At 62.4% G+C, this 20634-nt stretch carries 14 protein-coding genes and 1 pseudogene; 8 read left to right on the top strand and 7 right to left on the bottom strand.

Annotation, left to right across the window (positions count from 1 at the left end; translation table 11 throughout):
• Positions 1-12: 12 nt before the first annotated feature.
• The 3 genes from BMX92_RS05145 to BMX92_RS05135 all read right to left on the bottom strand — a co-directional run bounded on the left by BMX92_RS05145 (position 13) and on the right by BMX92_RS05135 (position 4208).
• On the bottom strand, positions 13-1059 hold the full coding sequence (locus BMX92_RS05145; protein WP_093012962.1) for a FecR family protein: 1047 nt from the start codon (positions 1057-1059) through the stop codon (positions 13-15).
• Between the two features lie 17 nt (positions 1060-1076).
• On the bottom strand, positions 1077-1610 hold the full coding sequence (locus BMX92_RS05140) for an RNA polymerase sigma factor (protein WP_093012959.1): 534 nt from the start codon (positions 1608-1610) through the stop codon (positions 1077-1079).
• 81 nt (positions 1611-1691) lie between these two features.
• Positions 1692-4208, bottom strand: coding sequence for a TonB-dependent receptor domain-containing protein (locus BMX92_RS05135; RefSeq protein WP_256213284.1), 2517 nt, complete (start codon positions 4206-4208; stop codon positions 1692-1694).
• Between the two features lie 177 nt (positions 4209-4385).
• Between BMX92_RS05135 and BMX92_RS05130 the strand changes: the two genes are divergently transcribed.
• The 3 genes from BMX92_RS05130 (at position 4386) to BMX92_RS05120 (ending at position 10754) form a co-directional block, all read left to right on the top strand.
• Positions 4386-5831: an amidohydrolase family protein gene (locus BMX92_RS05130; RefSeq protein WP_256213283.1), complete on the top strand. Its 1446-nt coding sequence runs from the start codon at positions 4386-4388 to the stop codon at positions 5829-5831.
• A gap of 152 nt (positions 5832-5983) precedes the next feature.
• Complete coding sequence (locus BMX92_RS05125) at positions 5984-7384, top strand: M20/M25/M40 family metallo-hydrolase (RefSeq protein ID WP_093012956.1); 1401 nt, start codon at positions 5984-5986, stop codon at positions 7382-7384.
• 604 nt (positions 7385-7988) lie between these two features.
• On the top strand, positions 7989-10754 hold the full coding sequence (locus BMX92_RS05120; RefSeq protein WP_093012952.1) for a bifunctional aconitate hydratase 2/2-methylisocitrate dehydratase: 2766 nt from the start codon (positions 7989-7991) through the stop codon (positions 10752-10754).
• A 79-nt stretch (positions 10755-10833) separates the two neighbouring features.
• Here BMX92_RS05120 and BMX92_RS26865 read toward each other — a convergent pair whose 3' ends face one another.
• Complete coding sequence (locus BMX92_RS26865) at positions 10834-11049, bottom strand: hypothetical protein (protein WP_143066728.1); 216 nt, start codon at positions 11047-11049, stop codon at positions 10834-10836.
• Between BMX92_RS26865 and BMX92_RS05115 the strand changes: the two are divergent.
• From BMX92_RS05115 to BMX92_RS05100, 4 genes and pseudogenes are all read left to right on the top strand, one after another.
• Positions 11039-12251, top strand: a pseudogene (locus BMX92_RS05115) (IS3 family transposase). The gene BMX92_RS26865 and the pseudogene BMX92_RS05115 sit on opposite strands and share 11 nt — an antisense overlap.
• Before the next feature lie 30 nt (positions 12252-12281).
• A complete protein-coding gene (locus BMX92_RS05110; RefSeq protein WP_093012948.1) occupies positions 12282-13034 on the top strand; it encodes a 2-hydroxyacid dehydrogenase in 753 nt (250 codons plus the stop codon).
• Positions 13034-13783: an SDR family oxidoreductase gene (locus BMX92_RS05105; protein ID WP_093012946.1), complete on the top strand. Its 750-nt coding sequence runs from the start codon at positions 13034-13036 to the stop codon at positions 13781-13783. Before BMX92_RS05110 ends, BMX92_RS05105 begins: the two co-directional genes overlap by 1 nt.
• 282 nt (positions 13784-14065) lie before the next feature.
• The gene (locus BMX92_RS05100) at positions 14066-16222 is read left to right on the top strand and encodes a TonB-dependent receptor (protein WP_093012943.1); all 2157 of its coding nucleotides are present in this window, start codon (positions 14066-14068) and stop codon (positions 16220-16222) included.
• A 24-nt stretch (positions 16223-16246) separates the two neighbouring features.
• Here BMX92_RS05100 and BMX92_RS05095 read toward each other — a convergent pair whose 3' ends face one another.
• The 3 genes from BMX92_RS05095 to BMX92_RS05085 form a co-directional block, all read right to left on the bottom strand.
• Positions 16247-17383, bottom strand: a complete 1137-nt coding sequence (locus BMX92_RS05095; protein WP_093012940.1) for an alpha-hydroxy acid oxidase — start codon at positions 17381-17383, stop codon at positions 16247-16249.
• Positions 17384-17414: 31 nt separating this feature from the next.
• On the bottom strand, positions 17415-17768 hold the full coding sequence (locus tag BMX92_RS05090; RefSeq protein ID WP_093012937.1) for a YbaN family protein: 354 nt from the start codon (positions 17766-17768) through the stop codon (positions 17415-17417).
• 198 nt (positions 17769-17966) lie between these two features.
• Positions 17967-18698 (bottom strand): SIMPL domain-containing protein, encoded by a 732-nt coding sequence (locus BMX92_RS05085; RefSeq protein WP_093012934.1) that lies wholly within the window; start codon positions 18696-18698, stop codon positions 17967-17969.
• A gap of 140 nt (positions 18699-18838) precedes the next feature.
• Between BMX92_RS05085 and BMX92_RS05080 the strand changes: the two genes are divergently transcribed.
• Positions 18839-20632, top strand: coding sequence for an ABC-F family ATP-binding cassette domain-containing protein (locus tag BMX92_RS05080; protein WP_093012931.1), 1794 nt, complete (start codon positions 18839-18841; stop codon positions 20630-20632).
• The last annotated feature ends 2 nt before the right edge of the window (positions 20633-20634 follow it).

The raw sequence follows: 20634 nt of genomic DNA, 5'->3' as shown, positions 1-20634 counted from the left end.
TAGGGTGCGACTTCAACTCATGCTCCGGCAGTCGGTTGAACCGGCTGCCGGAAGGCGGGAGATGATGATCTTGCCACTTTGATGGCGCACGGTTGCCAGCCCCTGTTGCTCCAGCGCATGGGCCAGCCCTTCCGCATTATTCAGGTCGAACACGCCGCTGATTGCGATGCGCGCGGCGTCCCTGTCGACCAGCAGGGCATCGCCGGCATAGGGGTTCATCTGACGCGCGACGTCGGTCAGGCAATGCGATGAAAAGATGATCTTGCCGTCGGTCCAGGCGGATTCCTGCATGATGTCGACCGGGATCAGTTCGACCGAACCGGCATATTGCACCAGCTTCATGCCCGCATTGAGCAGGGTCGTATGGCCGCCATGCTCTGCGGACAACTGGGTGACGACGCGGACGGTGCCTTCCGATATCATCACGCCTTCGCCCTTGGGCGAGAGGCTGACGTCGAAGGCGGTGCCGACGGCCGTGGCGGTCAGCCGGCCGGCCGAGACGATGAAGGGGCGGCTCGCATCCTTGTGCACTGCGAAATGGGCGCGGCCATTTCGCAGTGTGACGCCGCGCTGATTGTCGGAATAGGCCAACCTGATGCTGCTGTCGCGATCCAGCGTGATGCGCGATCCATCCGGCAGGCGGATGGTGCGTCGTTCCTTGCCGCTGGTCAGAATCTGGGGATCGTTCGCGGCGGCCGCGATCTGCGCCTGCTCACTGGCGCCGGGCGTCGAACCGCTCTTGCCGAACCAGACGATGGCAGAGGCGGACACCATGGCGACCAGCCCGGCGGCGATGGCCCATTTCCCGGTGCCGGAACGCAGCCAGCTTTCGCGCTTCGGCTGGGTGCGTTCACGCATGTCGGCCAGCATCTGCTGAATTTCGGGGCTGTCCTGGGTCGATCCGGCGACATCCCAGGCGGCGAACACATCTTCCATCGCTTTGCGATTTTCCGGCGCGGCCTCTTCCCATTTGTCCATTTCGGACTGCATGGCCGGAGAATCCCGACGCGAAAGCATGCGCGCCAGATATGCAGCGGCAACATCAAACCGATCAGCCATGGTTGCGCCTTAACCTTTCACTTCGACATTCGCCGGGCGAGATGCGCTACCGCTTTTGCGATCTGCTTTTCAATACCACTGACCGAAAGGCCGACCCTTGCCGCGATTTCCGCATGGGACAAACCTTCGAACCGCTTCATCAGGAATATGTCCCGTGTTCGTTCGGGCAGTTCCTGCAACGCCGCCGCGACCCGCAATATCTCTTCTCTTGCAACTATGACGCGGTCTGGCGAACATTCCTCAACAGGATGATCGCTTTCGGTCAGATTTTTTTGCATCTCGACCTTGCGAACGCTGTCGCGGCGGGCCTTGTCGCGCAGCACATTGGCGGCGGTGCGGAACAGATAGGCTTCGGGATTATCGATCTGGTCGGTCGATCGCCGCGCCAGGATGCGCAGCATCACGTCCTGCACCAGATCGTCCACGATGTTCAGATTGCCGGTTTTCCGGACGAAATAGCTGCGCAGGGCAGGGATGAACGGGATCAGGTCCCGCTGATGCAGCGGATGGGACGGAGCGAGACTTAATTGCGTACCGCGATACTGGTCCATCGGATGCCTATTCCCCTGTCAAATAGCTCCGTTCCTCTCCACGTCCCCCTATTGGCCTGTCGGTATCGCGATCCGGCGATGTTACCATCGTCTTGTCCAGACCAACGAAAATTCCCGTGGCCTGTAGCTGAACGTTTGACCCGCCCCGAATCCATTATTCAAAGCGCGTAAATCTGCACGAACATTGAAAAGATTTTTGACGGACACCGAAATGGACGCATTGCGCCAGTTATAGGCGGCGTCCGTATTAAGCAGCAGGAAGCCCTTCGTCGCCAGATAATCCGGGTCGTTCCGGCTGAAGGTGGAGTGGAATCCGGACTGATATTGCCAATGGGCTTTGGCGCTGATGGCCCGTCCGTCCTCCAGGGGCCAGCGCTGCATCAGGCTGAGGCTGGCGCGAAAGGTGGAGGCGAAGGGGATCGGATCGCCCTTCTCCACGACGCCCACGGCGGCGGCACCCGGCGCTATCCGTTCGATCTGGCTCAGGATGATGCTGCTCGACAGGCGGATGGTGGTGCGGTCGGACGGCGTGACCGTCATTTCCATTTCCGTGCCGGCGATCGCGGCATTGCCGACATTGACGATATAGGCGTGGGAGCGGTTTTCCGACAAGGCGCGATATTGCATATCCTGCCACAGGTTCAGATAGCCCATCAGCGTGAAGGACAGGGCCGGGTTCCATCGCGCCTTCAGGCCGAATTCCGCGCCCAGCAGGCTATCCGCTTCGAAGGTTCGCTGGTTGGGGACGAGGACCGAGGCCGTGTTCACCCCCGCCGGACGGAAGCTGCGGGTCGCCTGCCAGTGCAGCGTCACATGATCGTCGACCGGCAGGTCCAGATGCGCCCGCGCATAGAGGCCCTGCGATCGCTTGACCGTCAACGGCCAGGAATCGATCGACCCGCTGATGATGTTCGGGACGAGCACATCGTTGCGGGACGATACGCGATGCCAGTCATAACGCAGGCCGAGCGACGCCAGCCAGCCGCCTTCACCATGATAGGCGACGTCGCCGAAAATGGCGGCCTGTGTCCGGCTGATCGCCATCTCGCGCAGGCCGAAATAGTCGGTCGGCGCGTCATCATCAGTATAGACGGAGAGGCCGCTGCTGAAATGTTCCGACCGGTGGTCCAGCATCAGCCCTGCGGTCCAGTCGATCGGGGCGCCGGGACGGTTTTCCAGACGGACTTCCTGCGACATGCGGCGCAGGGTGATGGGAATGTGGAGCAGGGCGGGGGTCAGGCTCTCCACATGGTCGGTGAAGGCGTCGACCTGTTCCGTGTCGCACATGGCATTGGTGCCGAGGGCGAAATAGCGCTGGCAGGCGGCCGGGTCCGACGCCTGAAGCAAAGTGGGATTGGTGCGGTCGAATTTCCGGTCGAGCTTCCAGCGATAATAGGCCGAAATGCTGGTGAGGCGGATCGCGTCCATCTGGTACGCCGCCTTCAGCCGTCCCAGCAGAAAGTCATGGGTCGTCGGGGCCAGGAATTGCCGGTCCATATTATAGCGCCGCAGCGCGCGGCTCCAGGCGCCGCTGTCCGATATGCGCCGATGCTGCCATGTGAGCAGCGCCGATATGTCGAGATCGGCATGGGGGGCATAGCGGGTGATCAGGCGGACGCCCTGCATCGCATCGCCGTTCACATTATCGTCGCCGGTGCGGATATTGTCGACGAAGCCGCCCTGTCGGTTGGCATAGCCGGTCAGCCGGACAGCGGCATTTTCACCGACCGGCGCGTTGACCGTTCCCGCGACCTGATAGCCCGGATCGCCGCCCTCCAGCAGCGAAAAGCCGAGTGTCGACTTGCCTTCCCATTTGCCGAGTTTGGCGGGTTCCGGCTCCACCTCCACTTCGCCGGCCAGCGCGCCGACGCCATGTTCGGTGTTGCGCGCCGTGCGCACCGTGCTGACGCTGTAGATGTCGACCAGCGCCAGGTCCATGGTGGTGCGTGCGGCATCGCTCCCGGTGCCGGACGGGCCGGTGATGGCGACGTCACCGAAATAGACGGCGGTCGTGGCTTCCCCCGCCATTCCGATGCCGCGCACGACGATACCCTGCTGCCCCGAACTGCCCGGCTGGGCGTTGGGGCCGGCGCCATCATCCAGCAGGGCGTCGAGCGAAAAGCTGGCGGGGCGCAACTGGATGTCGCCGGCAAAGGTCACGGGTTCGAAGATATGCGTGCCGATGACGACCAGCGCCTGCGGATTGGGCGGCGCGGCGATCGGTTCGGCAGGCGTTGCGGGGGGAGGCGCTTCCTCTCGCTCCGGTTCGATCGAGATGACGCCGTTGACGCTTTGCCGGAATGTCAGACCTGTGCCCTTGAGCAGACGACGCAGCGCGTCTTCGAATGTCAGATAGCCGTTGATCGGCGCGGACAGTTTCCGGGTCAGGGGGGAGGGGGCGAAAATGACCTGCCGACGTGTCTGCACGGCCAGTTGCTGGATCGCCTTTTCCAGCCGCTGCTGCGGCACGGCAATGCTGGTCGGTCCAACCGAACCGGCCTTTGCCGGGCAGGATAAAGCGAGCAGGCCAAGCGATGCCGGGCCGATGATCCCGACATGCGCGAACGACTGTCTGAAAGTCCTTCCCCGCTCTGCCAAGATCGACCTGCCTCACCCCGCACGGTTCCTTTCCTCCACAACGGACGAAACCGACTTTTCCGGTATCCGCGCGATCGGCTTTTCGACGCAAATGCCGCCGGAGGCCTATTTTATCGGGAGGCTATCCATCCGGCCTGCGTCTTTAGGGGCAGACAGGTTCAGACCGGGGGGCGTCAGGTGAAGAGGGACAGCATTCAGGATTTCGCGCGGAATGAAGCGCGCCGCGCCTTGCAGGGGGCAAAGCGCATCCTGCCGCTGGCGCTGCTGCTGGGCGGCACCGCGCTGGCGCAGGATTTCAACGACCGGCGCAAGGTGCAATATCCCGATCAGGTGACGGCCGACAATCCGCAGCGCACCCCGGCCATTCCCCGCAAGCAGGGTTTCGACGGGACATTGGTGCTGACCGGCGGGCGCATCTTCGATTCCGTCAAGAGCGCGGCCTATCCCGGATCGGTCGTGATCCAGCAGAACAAGATCGTGGCGGTGCTGGCAGCCGGTTCGACCGCCTGGCCGGCCGATGCGAAGATCGTCGACGTCACCGGCAAGACGGTGATGCCCGGCCTGATCGACATGCATGTCCATTCGACCTATCCGACGCCTGAAACCCCGGCGGACATGACCGACAGTGAAGGCCATGCCACGCTGCGCGCGTTGCGCAGCCTGCAAATGCTGCTGGAAAATGGGATCACGTCGGTCCGTGACATGAGCGGGCCGCTGAACGCGCCCTATATCATTAGCGAATGGTTGGAAAAGGATATGGCGCCGGGGCCACGCGTCTTTGCCGCCGGGCATATCATCACCGGCACGGGCGGCCATGCCGCCGACCGGCCGCTGACCCCGATCCACAGCGCCGCCTATACGCGCGAAGCCAATGGTGCGGATGACTGGGTGAAGGCAGTACGCGAAACCTACAAGATGGGCGCCAGCCATATCAAGATTGCTAGCCATTTCGCCCCGGACGAGGTGAAGGCAGGCGTGGCGGAGGCGCATCGGCTGGGCCTGAAAGTCACCTGCGACTGCGAGACCATCTACACCCAGATGGCGGTCGATGCCGGGGTGGACTCCATCGAGCATCCGCTGCCGCGCACCGACGAGACGATCAAACTGATGGCGCAGAAGGGTACGGCCTCCATCCCCACCATGCAGGTCTATCAGGGGCTGTTCGATTCCCGTGGCGTCTATGCGGGCACGGCGTCGCGCCGTTTCTCCATGGCGGCGCAGGCCAATTATGATATCCTCAAGAAGATGATCGCCGCCGGGATCACCATTGGTGTCGGCACCGACAATATCGGCGGTTCCTTCTACAACACGCCCAACATCTACATCGCCGACCTCAAATTCCTCCAAAAGGCGGGCTATTCCCCGGCCAAGGCGCTGATGGCGGCAACCCGCGTCAATGCGCAGATCATGGATATGGGGGACAAGCTGGGCACGCTGGAGCCGGGCAAGCTGGCCGATGTCATCGTCGTGGCGGGCAATCCGGACCAGAATCTGGACGATCTGGCCAAGGTCGAGATGGTGGTGCGCAACGGCAATATCGTGATCAAGGACGGGCAGGTCTATATGCCCCGCCATGTCCCCGTACCGCTGGCCAAGCCGTCGCCGCCCGAAACGCTTAAATGAGCCGGGCGGGCAAGGAGCGATCCGGGCGTCTGGTCGTTGCTGCCGCGCTATCAGGACGGGGATATAAGGCCGCCGCGAGCTTCACCTGCGCGGCGCTATGATCCGGCAGTGAAGCATGTTGTTCCCATGATCCGCTCCGGGGAGAGCCGCTGATGCCTTATGCCAAGATCGCCTTCGCCCTTGCCCTGCTGACACCTGCTGGTGCCTTCGCCGCGACAGCCGATCCGGGCGAGGTGCAGTATCGCGCGATATTGAAGGAACTGGTCGAAACCGACAGCACCGGCGCGACCGGCAATTGCACGACCCTTGTCGAAAAGGTCGCGGCGCGGATGAAGGGAGCGGGTTTCCCGGCGGAGAATATCCAGTTGCTGGTGCCGCCCGATGACACCAAGGCGGGCAATCTGGTCGCGATCCTGCCAGGGCGCCAGCCCGATGCGCTGCTGTTGCTGGGCCATATCGATACGGTGAACGCCAAGCGGGCCGACTGGAAGCGCGACCCCTTCACCCTGATCGAGGAAAATGGCGTTCTGTACGGGCGCGGCGTCGCCGACATGAAGTCGCAGGCCGCGGCCTGGATCGACACGCTGCTGCGCTTCAACAAGGAAGGGCTGAAGCCCAAACATACGGTGAAGATGGCGCTGACCTGTGGCGAGGAAGGCGGCGGCCGGGTCAATGGCGCGAAATGGCTGGTCGACAATCATCGCGACCTGATAGACGCGAAGCTGGGCCTGAACGAAGGCGGCAATGGCGAGATGACGCAAGATGGCAAGCGGGTCGTCGTGTCGGTGCTGGTGGCGGAAAAGGGCGGCGGCAATTTCATACTGGAGGCGACCAATCCGGGCGGCCATTCCTCGCGCCCCCGGCCGGACAATGCGCTTTACAGCATGGGGCGGGCGATGGACCGGCTGAGCAAGCTGGAATTTCCGGTGACGTTCAACGAATCCAGCAAGGGCTTCTTCACCCGCATGGCGCCGATCGTCGGGGGCGAGACGGGCGCGGCGATGGCGCGGCTGGTCGCCAACCCCAAGGATGCGGATGCGGACCGGATCGTCAGCCAGTCGCCGCTATGGCACGGCATGCTGCGCACCACCTGTGTCCCCACGATGATCGAGGGCGGCCATGCCGCCAATGCCCTGCCGCAGAGCGTGCGGCTGACCATCAACTGCCGTTTGTTGCCGGGCGATACGATCGACAATGCCAACGCCATGCTGCTGAAGGCGATCGCCGATCCGGAACTGACGCTGATCAAGCCGGAGCAGGGGCCATCGCCGGTTTTCCCGAAGATCACGCCGCAGATCATGGGACCGATCGAGAAGGCGTCGAAGGATCAGTTGGGCGGAACGCCGGTCGTGCCGTTCATGACCACGGCCGGCACCGACGGGCGCACGTTGAACGCGGCCGGCATCCCTACCATCGGCGTGTCGGGCATGTTCCGCGAGCCGGACGGCAATGGCGTCCACGGGCTGAACGAACGCTATCGGGTGAGCGTGATCATGGATGGCCGCCGCTTCCTGTATCAACTGGTCAGGAGTTATGCGGAGGGCGATCTGTAAAGATGGACCTTCCATTTTGCAGTTGCGTCTACGTCTGACCGACATACAAATTTCTATGACTCCGAACGGGTGGGCATAAGGCTCTGGGTCGTTTGGAATGAGCGATGGACATCAAATCATAGGCGTTGAATGACGTGTCGGGGCCAAATCCCGATTTAACTCTGATGTCCCATTGGTGATGTGAGAAAATGTGCAGTTAGAGTTAGACGATCTGTGGATGGCCTGCACGCTACGCGATTCCGACTTTGGGGAACTGAAAATGGGCCGTTGTTCCTAGCTGGTGCGTGCCGGAGGGAGGGGCCAGATATCTGGCCGAGGCGCTGAGGCAGGCCGGAGGCTGGCGCGGACATTATCATGACCTGGCCGCGCGAATCGGAAGGAGCGACATTGTTCGGCTATGAAACGGGAGTGACGATGGACCATGATTATCTTGTCCCGGCACGGCGCGTGTTTGTCGGCAAAAGAAAGCCCGATCTGACCCAACTTGGTGCCTTGCGAGTCAGCTGTTGTTGGCGTACCGGGAGCCAGCAGACCGCGGTTCGGTCGTCATGCCGGCCGGTGGCGCTGCGTTCAGCTCCGTGCACTTCATGACGTTGGGATCAAGATGAGCGTTTACTCCGACTATTTGGCCGAAATCAAGAGCAGAGAAACGCAGGGGTTAGCGCCCAAGCCCATCGATGATGGCGCGCTCGTCAGTGAGATTATTGCGCTAATACAGGACGCAGGCAGCGAATATCGCGCCGACGCGCTGAAATTCTTCATCTATAATACGTTGCCCGGCACCACGAGTGCGGCGGGCGTGAAGGCTGACTTCCTGAAGCAGATCGTGCTGGGGAATGTGACCGTCGCGGAAATCACGCCGACTTTCGCGCTGGAACTGCTGTCGCACATGAAGGGTGGACCTTCAATCAAGGTGCTGCTCGACCTTGCACTGGGTGATGACGCCGCGATCGCCAAGCAGGCGGGCGACGTGCTCAAGACTCAGGTCTTCCTCTACGACGCCGACATGTTCCGCCTGCGCGATGCGTTCGCGGCGGGCAATGCGGTGGCGAAGGATGTGCTGGAAAGCTACGCTAAGGCGGAATTCTTCACCAAGCTCCCAGAGATCGAGGACGAGATCAAGGTCGTCACCTATATCGCTGGCGAAGGCGATATTTCGACCGATCTCCTGTCGCCGGGCAATCAGGCGCACTCGCGCTCTGACCGCGAACTGCACGGCCTGTGCATGATGACGCCGGAAGCGCAGCAGGAAATCGTCGCGCTGAAGGCGCAGCATCCCGACAAGCGGGTGATGCTGATCGCCGAAAAGGGCACGATGGGCGTCGGTTCGTCGCGCATGTCGGGCGTCAACAATGTGGCGCTGTGGACCGGCAAGCAGTCCAGCCCCTATGTTCCCTTCGTCAACTATGCGCCGGTCGTTGCGGGCACCAACGGCATTTCGCCGATCTTCGCGACCACCGTGGACGTGACCGGCGGTATCGGCATCAACCTGAAAAACTGGGCCAAGATGACCGGCCCGGATGGCAAGGCGATCCTCAACAATGACGGCAATCCGGTTCTGGAGGAGAAATTCTCTGTCGAAACCGGCACGGTCCTGAAGATCGACGTCAAGAATATGAAGCTGACCGATGAAGCCGGTAACGAACTGGTCGACGTCGCTTCTGCCTTCACGCCGCAGAAGATGGAATTCATGAAGGCGGGCAGCAGCTATGCCATCGTCTTTGGCAAGAAGCTTCAGACCTTTGCTGCCGAGACGCTGGGCATCGAAGCACCTATGGTGTTCGCGCCGAACAAGGAAATTACGGTAGAGGGTCAGGGCCTGACCGCCGTGGAGAAGATCTTCAACCGCAATGCTGTGGGCGTGACGCCGGGCAAGGTGCTGCATGCCGGTTCCGACGTGCGCGTGATCGTCAACATCGTCGGATCTCAGGACACGACCGGTCTGATGACCTCGCAGGAACTGGAAGCGATGGCCGCCACGGTCATTTCGCCGCTGGTCGACGGCGCCTATCAGTCGGGCTGCCACACGGCATCGGTGTGGGACAAGAAGGCCCAGGCCAACATCCCCAAGCTGATGTCCTTCATGAACAATTTCGGCCTGATCACCGCGCGCGACCCCAAGGGCGTCTATCATGCGATGACGGACGTGATCCACAAGGTGCTGAACGACATCACCGTGGACGATTGGGCAATCATCATCGGCGGCGACAGCCACACTCGCATGTCGAAGGGCGTTGCCTTCGGTGCGGACTCGGGCACCGTCGCGCTGGCGCTGGCCACCGGTGAAGCCACCATGCCGATCCCGCAGTCGGTCAAGGTCACCTTCAAGGGGCAGATGGCGCCCTATATGGACTTCCGCGACGTCGTCCACGCGACCCAGGCGCAGATGCTCCACCAGTTCGGTGGCGAGAATGTCTTCCAGGGCCGTATCATCGAAGTCCATATCGGCACGCTGCTGGCCGATCAGGCCTTTACCTTCACCGACTGGACCGCCGAGATGAAGGCGAAGGCGTCGATCTGCATTTCCGAAGACGAAACGCTGATCGAGTCGCTGGAAATCGCCAAGTCGCGCATCCAGATCATGATCGACAAGGGCATGGAAAATGCCGCCGGTACGCTGAAGGGCCTGATCGCCCTGGCCGACAAGCGCATCGCCGAGATCCGCTCGGGCGAGAAGCCCGCTTTGTCGCCCGACGCCAACGCCAAATATTATGCCGAAGTCGTCGTCGACCTCGACCAGATCGACGAACCGATGATCGCCGACCCGGACGTCAACAATGCCGACGTGTCGAAGCGCTACACTCACGACACCATCCGCCCGGTTTCCTACTATGGCGGCACCAAGAAGGTCGATCTGGGCTTCATCGGGTCGTGCATGGTTCACAAGGGCGACATGAAGATCCTGGCCCAGATGTTGAAGAATATCGAAGCCACCGAAGGCAAGGTCGAGTTCAAGGCGCCGCTGGTCGTCGCCCCGCCGACCTATAATATCGTCGACGAGTTGAAGGCCGAAGGCGACTGGGACGTGCTCAAGAAATATGCCGGCTTCGAATTCGACGACAGCCACCCCAAGAACACCGCCCGCACCGAATATGAGAACACCCTCTATCTGGAGCGTCCGGGCTGCAACCTGTGCATGGGCAATCAGGAAAAGGCCGCGAAGGGCGACACCGTCCTCGCCACCTCGACCCGCCTGTTCCAGGGACGCGTGGTGGAAGACACGGCTGAGAAGAAGGGGGAATCGCTCCTCGCCTCGACCCCACTCGTGGTGCTGTCGACCATTCTTGGCCGCACGCCGAATATGGACGAATATAAGAGCGCCGTGGCCGGTATCGACCTGACCAAGTTCGCGCCGCCCAAGGCGGCCTGATCTGGCTCTCTAGGCTGACGGGGTGATCTGCCCCACCTATTGATGCCCGGCGCTCTTTGAGCGCCGGGCATTTTGCTATTCAGAAGAGAAGGACCGGCTTGATCGCCGTCCCGTTTTCCGAATCCCGGAACGCATCGTTGATGGCGGCGAAGGGGTAGAAGCGGATCAGCTTGTCGAAGGGAAACTGACCCGCCTGGTAGTGCGAAACCAGTTGCGGAATGTGATCTGCCCCCCGCTGAGTGGCCCAGAGACTATGATAGTCTGGACCACGAAAGGGACGATGAATGCCGAGCAAGAAGCACAAGCCGGAAGAGATTATCGGCAAGCTGCGTGAAGTTGAGATTGTGCTGGCACAGGGAGCGAGCACGGCCGAAGCCTGCCGCCGGATCGCGGTCAGCGAGCAGACCTATTATCGCTGGCGGAAGGAATATGGCGGCCTGAAGACCGACCAAGCGCGGCGGATGAAGGATTTGGAGAAAGAGAACCAGCGTCTTCGCCGGGCGATCTCGGACCTGACGCTGGACAAGCTGATTCTGCAGGAGGCTGCCAAGGGAGCCGAAGGCCAGCGCAGCTAAAGTTCTGAGCCCTGCGCGGCGGCGGCGCTGTATCGATCATTTGCGACGAGAGCTTCCGGTGTCCGAGCGACGGATATGCCGGGTGCTGGGTCAGCATCGATCGACACAGCGCAAGGTGCCGCGCGGGGCGGATGACGAACAGGCACTGACAGAGGATATCATCGCTTTGGCGAAGCAATATGGTCGTTATGGCTATCGCCGGGTGACGGCATTGCTGTGCCATGCAGGATGGACGGTGAACCATAAACGGGTTGAGCGGATCTGGCGGCGTGAGGGGCTGAAGGTTCCGCTGCGCCAGCCAAAGCGGGGACGCCTGTGGCTCAATGACGGTTCATGCATCCGGCTACGACCCGAATATCCGGGACATGTCTGGGCCTACGATTTCGTCGAGGGGCGGACGCATGATGGCCGCAAGTTCCGCATCCTCACGATCATCGACGAGGCCAGCAGAGAATGCCTGGCGCTCATCGTTGCACGGCAACTCAAGCATGAGGATGTTCTGGCGGCCCTGGCCGACCTGTTCATCGCGCGCGGTCCGCCCGCACATATACGGTCTGATAATGGCAGCGAATTTATCGCGACCGCCGTCCAGCATTGGCTGGGGCAGATCGGCGTGAAGACGCTCTATATCACGCCGGGATCACCATGGGAGAATGGTTATAACGAAAGGTTGGGCTGCGCCCGCCTACGGCCCAACGGGTCGCTTCGCGACGAACTGCTCAACGGCGAGATCTTCTACAGCCTCGCAGAGGCTAAGGTGCTGATCGAAGCATGGCGGCGGTATTACAACACCGTTCGCCCTCACAGCAGCTTGGGCTACCGACCACCGGCGCCGGAAACGGCGACACCGCCATATCCGGCCTCCGGTTCCGCTTCGCTCCACCTCCGTCCGGATATGGCGGCGATGGGCTTAATCCACTAACAAACCAATCGGTCCACTCGATGGCGGCAAATCAGGGCGGCGCTGCCTGCGCTGGGTCTGATCGCCATCAATGGCGTGGGCTATGACAAGGTCGACATTCCCTTTGCGCGGGAACGGGGCGTAGCGGTCAGTACCACGCCGGGCGTCCTGACCGATGATGTCGCCGATCTGGCGATCGGTCTGACCATCGGCCTGTTGCGGGGGCTGCCTGCGGCGGATCGTTTCGTGCGGGACGGGCGCTGGCTGGAGGACGGGTTTCCGCTGAAGCGCAAAATGTCCGGGCGGCGTTTCGGCATCGTCGGGCTGGGGCATATCGGGCGCGCCATTGCCGACCGGCTGGCGCCCTTCGGTCCGGTCGCCTATCATGGCCGCATGGCCAAGGATGCGCCCTATCGGTTCGAGCCGGACTTGCTGGCGCTGGCGCGGGACAGCGATGTGCTGCTGCTGGCCTGCGCCGCGACGGAGGAGACGCGCAACCTGATCGACGGGGCCGTGCTGGATGCGCTGGGACGCGAAGGCTATCTGGTCAATGTCGCGCGCGGCAGCGTGGTGGATCAGGAGGCGCTGGTGCAGGCATTGGCGAGCGGAGCGATTGCCGGGGCGGCGCTCGACGTGTTCGTGGACGAACCTTCAGTGCCCGCCGGTCTGATCACCAGTGATCGCACCGTGCTGGCTCCGCATATCGCCAGCGCGACGGCGGAAACGCGCAAGGCGATGGCCGATCTGGTGCTGGCCAATGTGGATGCGCTGCTGGACGGGCAGCCCTTGCCGAGCGCGCTATAATGACGGGGCGGGTCGCGGTCATCACCGGCGCGGGTAGCGGGATCGGGCGCGCGGCGGCGATTGCGCTGGCGCAGCGCGGCTATCGTCTGGCGCTGGCCGGGCGGCGGATGGAGGCCCTGGAGGAAAGCAGGGCCTTGCTGGGCGCCGATGTCGAGGCGCTGCTGATCCCGACAGACGTGACCGATGCGGCCAGCGTGCGGGCGCTGTTCGACCAGAGTGTCGCGGCGTTCGGCCGGGTCGACCTGCTGTTCAACAATGCCGGGGTCAATGTGCCCGACGTGGCGATAGACGAGCTGGCGGAAGCGGACTGGCGCCATATCATCGACACCAATCTGACCGGCGCCTTCCTGTGCCTTCAGGCAGCGTTTCGCGTGATGAAGGCACAATCGCCGCAGGGTGGGCGGATCATCAACAATGGATCGATTTCCGCCCATAGCCCCCGGCCGGATTCGATCGCCTATACCGCCAGCAAACATGCGGTGACGGGCCTGACCAAGTCCACGGCGCTGGATGGCCGCCCCTATGGCATCGCCTGCTGCCAGATCGATATCGGCAATGCGAGCAGCGCGATGGGCGACCGGATGCAGCGCGGCGTGCGACAGGCGCATGGCGCGTTGATGGCGGAACCGGTCATGGACGTAGCGCAGGTGGGGGAAGCCATCGCCTATATGGACAGCCTGCCGCTGGGCGCGAATGTGCAGTTCATGACCCTGATGGCGACGAACATGCCGTTTATCGGCCGGGGGTAAGAGGGGTCCGTATTATTAGGCTTGTTGCGCTAAAATTGGGATCATCCGATCTCCGTTCGTCCTGAGCTTGTCGAAGGACGTTGCGCGCGTCCTTCGACAAGCTCAGGACGAACGGATCGTTTAAGGCGTGTTGCTCCAGAGCCTTGGTGCTTCCTTTTGCGTGTCCGCCCAGCCTTCAGCACTGCTCATCGATCGCGACGATAACTCGATTGCGGATATTATCTATAAAATTAGTAGACATTATCGAAAGCCGCGGGGGCGGCGCTTTTGAAGAAAAGATCGATGATAGTGTCTTATAAATTGCCGCTGCATGTTACCTCCTTCGCGCTGGCTCTGGTGCTTGTTCAGTCGGCGCAGGCGCAAACCACATCGCCGGATGATGCCGATGCTGGCGGGGGCGAGATCATCGTCACGGCGGAGCGCCGGGCGACCGATCTTCAGAAAACCGCGATCGCCATCTCCGCCTTCACGCCCGAATTGCTGGAACAGCGCAACATAACCAGCGTGCGCGATCTGGCCGGGCAGGTGCCCAATCTGTTCGTGGCGCGCACGTCGATCAGCCACACCACCCAGACCTTCTCGCTGCGCGGCGTAGGCGAAAGCGATCCGATCCAGGAGCCGGTGCTGGCCGTCTATGTCGATGACGTCTATGTGCCCCGCCAGATCGGATCGATGAGCGAATTTGTCGATCTGGAGCGGATGGAGTTGCTGCGCGGGCCGCAGGGGACGCTCTATGGCCGCAACAGCAGCGCGGGTGCGCTGCGCCTGATTACCCGCGATCCTGACGATACGACGCATGTCACCGCCGAGGCGGGCTATGGCAGCTATAATGATGTGCAGGTCCGCGCGCTGGTGAGTGGTCCGATCGTCAAGGATGTGCTGTCGGCCAGCGTCTCCTATATCCACCGGACGCGCGATGGCGTGACCTATAATCCGACGCTGGGCCATGATGTGAACCGCATCGATCTGGACGGATGGCGCGGCAAGCTGCGCTTTACCGGCATCGATGATCTGGATGCGCAACTGACGGTCAATGTGATCCGCGATCGCAGCGACAGCCGTTCCTATATTCCGGTCAACCAGCCGGGCGGAACATTCAGCCGCCGCCGATCCTATTCGGAGGTCGAACCGCTCCAGCATCTCAATGCGCTGAACGGATCATTGCGCCTGATCTATACCCTGTCGCCGCAGCTTTCGATCAAGTCGATCACGGCGGCGGGCGGCTTCAACCTCAACCCCGTCTATTATGAGAATGACGGGGAAGCGGCGCTGATCCAGAAGAATCTGATCCATTATAATGACAAGTTCATCAGTCAGGAGGTGCAACTGAATGGCGATCTGGGCGATGTGAGTTTCACCAGTGGGCTATTCTATCTGCATGAACGCTTCTTCGTGGAGCGCGACGGGTTCAGCCGCACCGGCACCTCCGCCACGGCATCGGTCAACAAGCTGCGCGCGCATAATATCACCTATACCGATGCCTATGCCGTGTTCGGCGAGGGCACGTGGAAGGCGAATGATATCTTCAGCCTGACCGCCGGTATTCGCGGTACGATCGAGAAGAAGCGGTTCGTGTTCGATAACAAGGTGATCGACAATGACCGCAATGTCGTGTCGCAATCCATCGCCGGGGAAGCGGAAAAGACGTGGAAGGCGCTGACACCCAAAATCTCCGTACAGGCGCAATGGACGCCCAATCTGCTCAACTATCTGACCTGGTCGCGCGGCTTCAAATCCGGCGGGTTCGACAATCGCGCGACCCGGCTCGATCTGGCGACTTTGCCCTTCAATCCGGAGAAGGTAAGCACCTATGAAGGGGGCTTGAAGGCCACGCTGTTCGGCCGGGCGCTGCGCAGCAATCTGGCGGTCTTCTATAATGATTATAAGGATTTGCAGGTGTCCTTCTACGACCCGGCCTATGTCGGCAGCCGGCGCGGCAATGCGGGCAAGGCGCATAGCTGGGGTGTGGAACTGGAAAATGACCTGCGGCTGAGCGACAGGTTCAGCGTGCAGGCGTCGGGCGGCTATCTGAAGGCGGTCTATGACGATTATAAGGGCGCGGGCGGCAATGGCGTGGATGCCGATGGCAATCCGCTGACCAACGCGCCCAAATATTCGCTGTCGGGCGGCGCCACCTATGACCTGCCACTGGGCGCGAGCGGCAGCCATGTGCGGCTGTCGGCCAATGCCCAATATCAGAGCAGCTTCTATTCCAATGCGCTGGCCCGGCCGCAGGATCGGGTGCCCAGCCAGACCTTCGTCAACGGATCGGTCACATGGATATTGCCGGACGACCGGTTCCAACTGGCGTTGACCGGCAAGAATATCCTGGGCGCGAACAAGCCGGTGAGTTCGACCTATATTCCATCGACCGGGGTCTATTATAAAAATTATGCCGATCCGGCGACGGTGCTGATCAGCGTGCGCTTCGCTTATTGAGGCATATCAGGACGTGCGGCGCGTTTAATTGCGCCGCACGAGCAATGAGGCGTCGATATCGGCGATCGATGCTGCGCCGACCTGCGCCATGGCCAGTTCCAGCTCGGCGCGCAGCATATGGATCATATGGGCGACACCGGCCACCCCTGCCACGGCCAGCGCATGAAGTTGCGGGCGGCCGACCAGCACGGCACTGGCCCCCAGCGCGATGGCTTTGAGGACGTCGGTGCCGGTGCGAACGCCGCTGTCCAGCAGGATCGGGCATCGTCCGTCGACCCGCGCGGCGATGGCGGGCAGCGCCTCCATCGGAGGAAGCAGGCCATCCATCACCCGCCCGCCATGGTTGGAGACGATCAGGCCATCCGCGCCGTGATCGAGCGCCATGGCGGCGTCGTCCGGGGACAATAGCCCCTTGATGACGATCGGCAGGCTGGTCTGGCTGCGCAGCCAGTCGATATCAGCCCATGTCGGGGCTGCCTGCGCCAGCGGCGTGCCGAAGACGATATGACCGCCGGTCGCGCTGCTGGCATGGCGCATCTTCGGCATGGCGCGCAGATTGGCCGCGTCGACGCCATCGGGCAGGGTGAATTCCGATCGCTTGATCGCCGCGTCGACGGTGACGACGAGGATCTGATAGCCGGCCGCTTCGGCGCGCCTGACCAGTTCCAATGTATGGTCCCGGCTGGGCTGAAAATAGAGCTGGAACCAGAGTGGCGGCGTTTCGGCCCGCCCCAGCGCCTGCGTGGCGGCAAAGGCGGCCTCGGCAATCTGTTCCAGCGGCACGCTGGACAGGGTGCTGACGATCATGCTGCTATCGAGCGCCGTCGCCGCGCCCATGGTGGCCAGTTCGCCCTCCACATGCACCAGTCGGTGATAGGCGATCGGCGCCAGCAGGATCGGGGCGGCATGGGCATGGCCGAACAGGGGCGTGCGGGTGCTGGCTTCGGACAGGTCGCGCAGGGCGCGGGGCATCAGGAAGAAGCGATCAAATTGTGTTCGGTTGTCGGCCAGCGACTGTTCGGCGCCGGCGCCCGACTGGATATGCGCCCATGTCGCCGGGGCGATATGACCCCCGGCATGCCGCTCATAGTCCGCCAGGGTGTGGATATCGGCCGGGATGGCGGTCAGCGGTGGCAGGGGCGCGGAATCGGGATCGATCATGTCTGGATTATCGCCTGGGGCAGCATCGCCTTCAACCCTCCGGCCGGGTCCAGATCCAGCTTCCGCCGATCGCCGCCGCGGCGAAGGGGACGAGGAACCAGGGCCAGGGGGAAAAGAGCAGGGCCAGTATCGCGCTGAACGCGAAGGCGGCCAGCGCCGCCTTCTTGCCCTTGCGACTGATCGCGCCGCGCTCCCGCCAGTTGCGGATATGCGGGCCGAAATGCTTATGATCCAGCAGTTTGGCTTCAAGCCGGGGGCTGGACCGGGCGAAGCAGAAGGCGGCCAGGATCATGAACGGCACGGTCGGCAACAGCGGCAGGAAGGCGCCGATCGTCCCCAGCGCGATCGAAGCGAAACCCGCGATAAGATAAAGATGCCGCCGCATGCTGCTCCTGTTCGGGCAGGGCATGATGCGACCGCCTATGCTATTGCTTCGCAGCTGCGGAGGGGGATGGCAAGGTGGTTATGGCGGCGGTGTATGATGATGGGCCATCCCCCAACGGCACATTCGTCCGCTGGGGAATGATCCCCGCTTTTAGCCTGCGTTTCCCCTCGCGTTGCAGGAGCGACGCAGTGAAAGCGCTTACTTCTCCAGCGCGTATTGCACCGTCAGCGTGACCGATGCGCTGACCTGACCGGGTTCGACCGGGGTGACGGGGGCGGCATCCGCCTTGAAGCGGGCGGTCATCGCCATCGGCATGGGCGGCTGGCCACCGCTGTTGCTTTCGCTGATCGCCACCAGTCGAGCCGAGCGATAGCCCGCCGCCTGCGCATAGAAATCGGCCTGCGCCTTGGCGCTCTTGATCGCGGTGCCACGCGCCTGCACGATCAGGGGCGATGGGTCGTCGATCGAGAAGGTCGGCCCGTTGATGTTGGTCGCCCCAGCCGCGACGAAGGCGTCGAGCGAAGCGCCGACCTTCTTGATGTCGCGCAGCTTCACCGTCAGTTGGTTCGACGCTTCATAGCCGATGAAACGCGGTCCTTCTGGTTGGCCGTTCTGATTGCTGTAATCATATTGGGCGGACAGGTTGATGCCGCTGGTCTGGATGTCCTTCTTGGCGATCCCGGCCTTGGCGAGGGCGGCGATCAGCTTTTCGGTCTTGGCGGCATTATCCTGCATGGCGGCCTGCGCGGTCATGGCGCGGGTCTGGACGCCAGTGCCGACGGTGGCGATATCGGGCGCGGCTTCGACGCTTTCCGTGACGTTCAATGTCACGATCGGCGCCGTCTCTGCGATGGTGACGCTGGTCTGCGCGATAGCGGCCACGGGAAGCGTGGCGGCGCCGAGCGCCATCAGGGCGAGAGCGGATTTCATGGACGTTTCTCCTCTATATGTCCTTGCACCCATATTTGGCCCGGGTGCGATGAACGGACGCTGTGCAGCGTTGAAAGCCGTCTGAAAGCTTTCCGGTTCCGGTCTTGCCCTGAAGAGTGACAGCGCTTAGCTGCACCTTCATGGCAGCTCCTATTCTCTCGTTCGAAAATCTTGGCCTCTCACAGGGTTCGCACTGGCTTTTCCGTGGCCTTAACATCGCCGTCGGGGCGCGGGATCGGCTGGCGCTGATCGGTCGCAACGGCGTGGGCAAGACGACCTTGCTCAAATTGCTGGGCGGACAGATTGAGGCGGACGAGGGCGTGCGGTCGGTGCAGCCGGGCGCGCGGGTCATTACGCTGGAGCAGGACCCGGACGTCACGCCTTTCAAAACGCTGCATGATTTTGCGCTGGCGGGTGAGTTTGCGCCGCCCGCGCATGAGGTGGAGGCGATCGCCGATCAACTGGGCATTGACCTGAGCCGCGAAGCGAAGACCGCAAGTGGGGGCGAGCGCCGTCGTGCCGCCATCGCCCGTGCGCTGGCGAGCGAGCCGGACTTGCTGCTGCTGGACGAGCCGACCAACCATCTGGATATCGCCGCGATCGACTGGATCGAAAACTGGATGGCGCGCTACAATGGCGCCTTCATCGTTATCAGCCATGACCGCGCCTTCCTGACGCGGCTGACGCGACAGACCCTGTGGCTGGACCGGGGGCAGATGCGGCGGAACGAGATCGGCTTCGGCGGCTTCGAACAGTGGATGGAAGCGGTCTATGCCGAAGAGGCGCGGGCGGCGGAGAAGTTGGACGCAAAGCTGAAGATCGAGGCGCACTGGCTGGAGCGTGGCGTCACCGCGCGGCGCAAGCGCAATCAGGGCCGCCTGTCGAAGCTGTGGGAAATGCGCGAACAGCGCGCCGCGATGCAGGGGCCGCAGGGCACCGCCAAGATCGCGGTGGCGAGCGACGACAGCAAGACCAAGAGCGTCATCAAGGCGGAACATGTCACGAAGAAATTCGGGGCCGGAGAGAATCAGCGCACGATCATCGACAACCTGTCGTTGCGCGTACAGCGTGGCGATCGGATCGGTATCGTCGGTGGCAATGGCGCGGGCAAATCGACGCTGCTCAAGCTGCTGACCGGCGCGCTGGAACCGGACATGGGCAGCGTGACGCTGGCCAAGACGCTGGACATGATCTTCATCGACCAGCAGCGCAGCCTGATGCAGGGCGACAAGAGCGTGCGCGATGTGCTGGCTGAAGGCGGCGACTGGATCGACGTGCGCGGTGTGCGCAAGCATATCCATGGCTATCTGAAGGACTTTCTGTTCGATCCTTCGCTGGCCGAGGCGAAGGTTGGCACGCTGTCGGGTGGCGAACGGTCGCGTTTGCTGTTCGCGCGCGAATTTGCGCGGGAATCCAACCTGCTGGTGCTGGACGAACCGACCAACGATCTCGACCTCGAAACGCTCGACCTGTTGCAGGAAGTGATCGCCGATTATGACGGCACGGTGCTGATCGTCAGCCATGACCGTGACTTTCTGGATCGCACGGTCACGGTGACCTTGGGGCTGGATGGCACCGGGGTCGTGGATGTGATCGTCGGCGGCTATGCCGACTGGATCGCCAAGCGCGATCCACGCAAGGCCGCGAAGATCGAGAAGAAGGAGGCCGCGCCGCCCCCGCCGCCCAAGCCGGTTTCCGCCAAGCTGACATACAAGGATCAGCGCGATCTGGACCTGCTGCCCAAGCGGATCGAGGAACTGGAAACGGCGATCGCGCGGGATGAAGAGACCTTGGCCGATCCGGCGCTCTATACCAAGGATCCCAAGAAGTTCGCCGCCCTGACCGGCGCAATCGAAAAAGCGCGGGCGGAGAAGGATGCGGCCGAGGAACGCTGGCTGGAACTGGCGGAGAAGGCGGAAGGGCTGGCCGGGTAAAA

The organism is Sphingobium sp. YR768, assembly GCF_900111125.1.
Taxonomy (GTDB): domain Bacteria; phylum Pseudomonadota; class Alphaproteobacteria; order Sphingomonadales; family Sphingomonadaceae; genus Sphingobium.
This window is presented reverse-complemented; position numbering and strand designations above follow the sequence as displayed.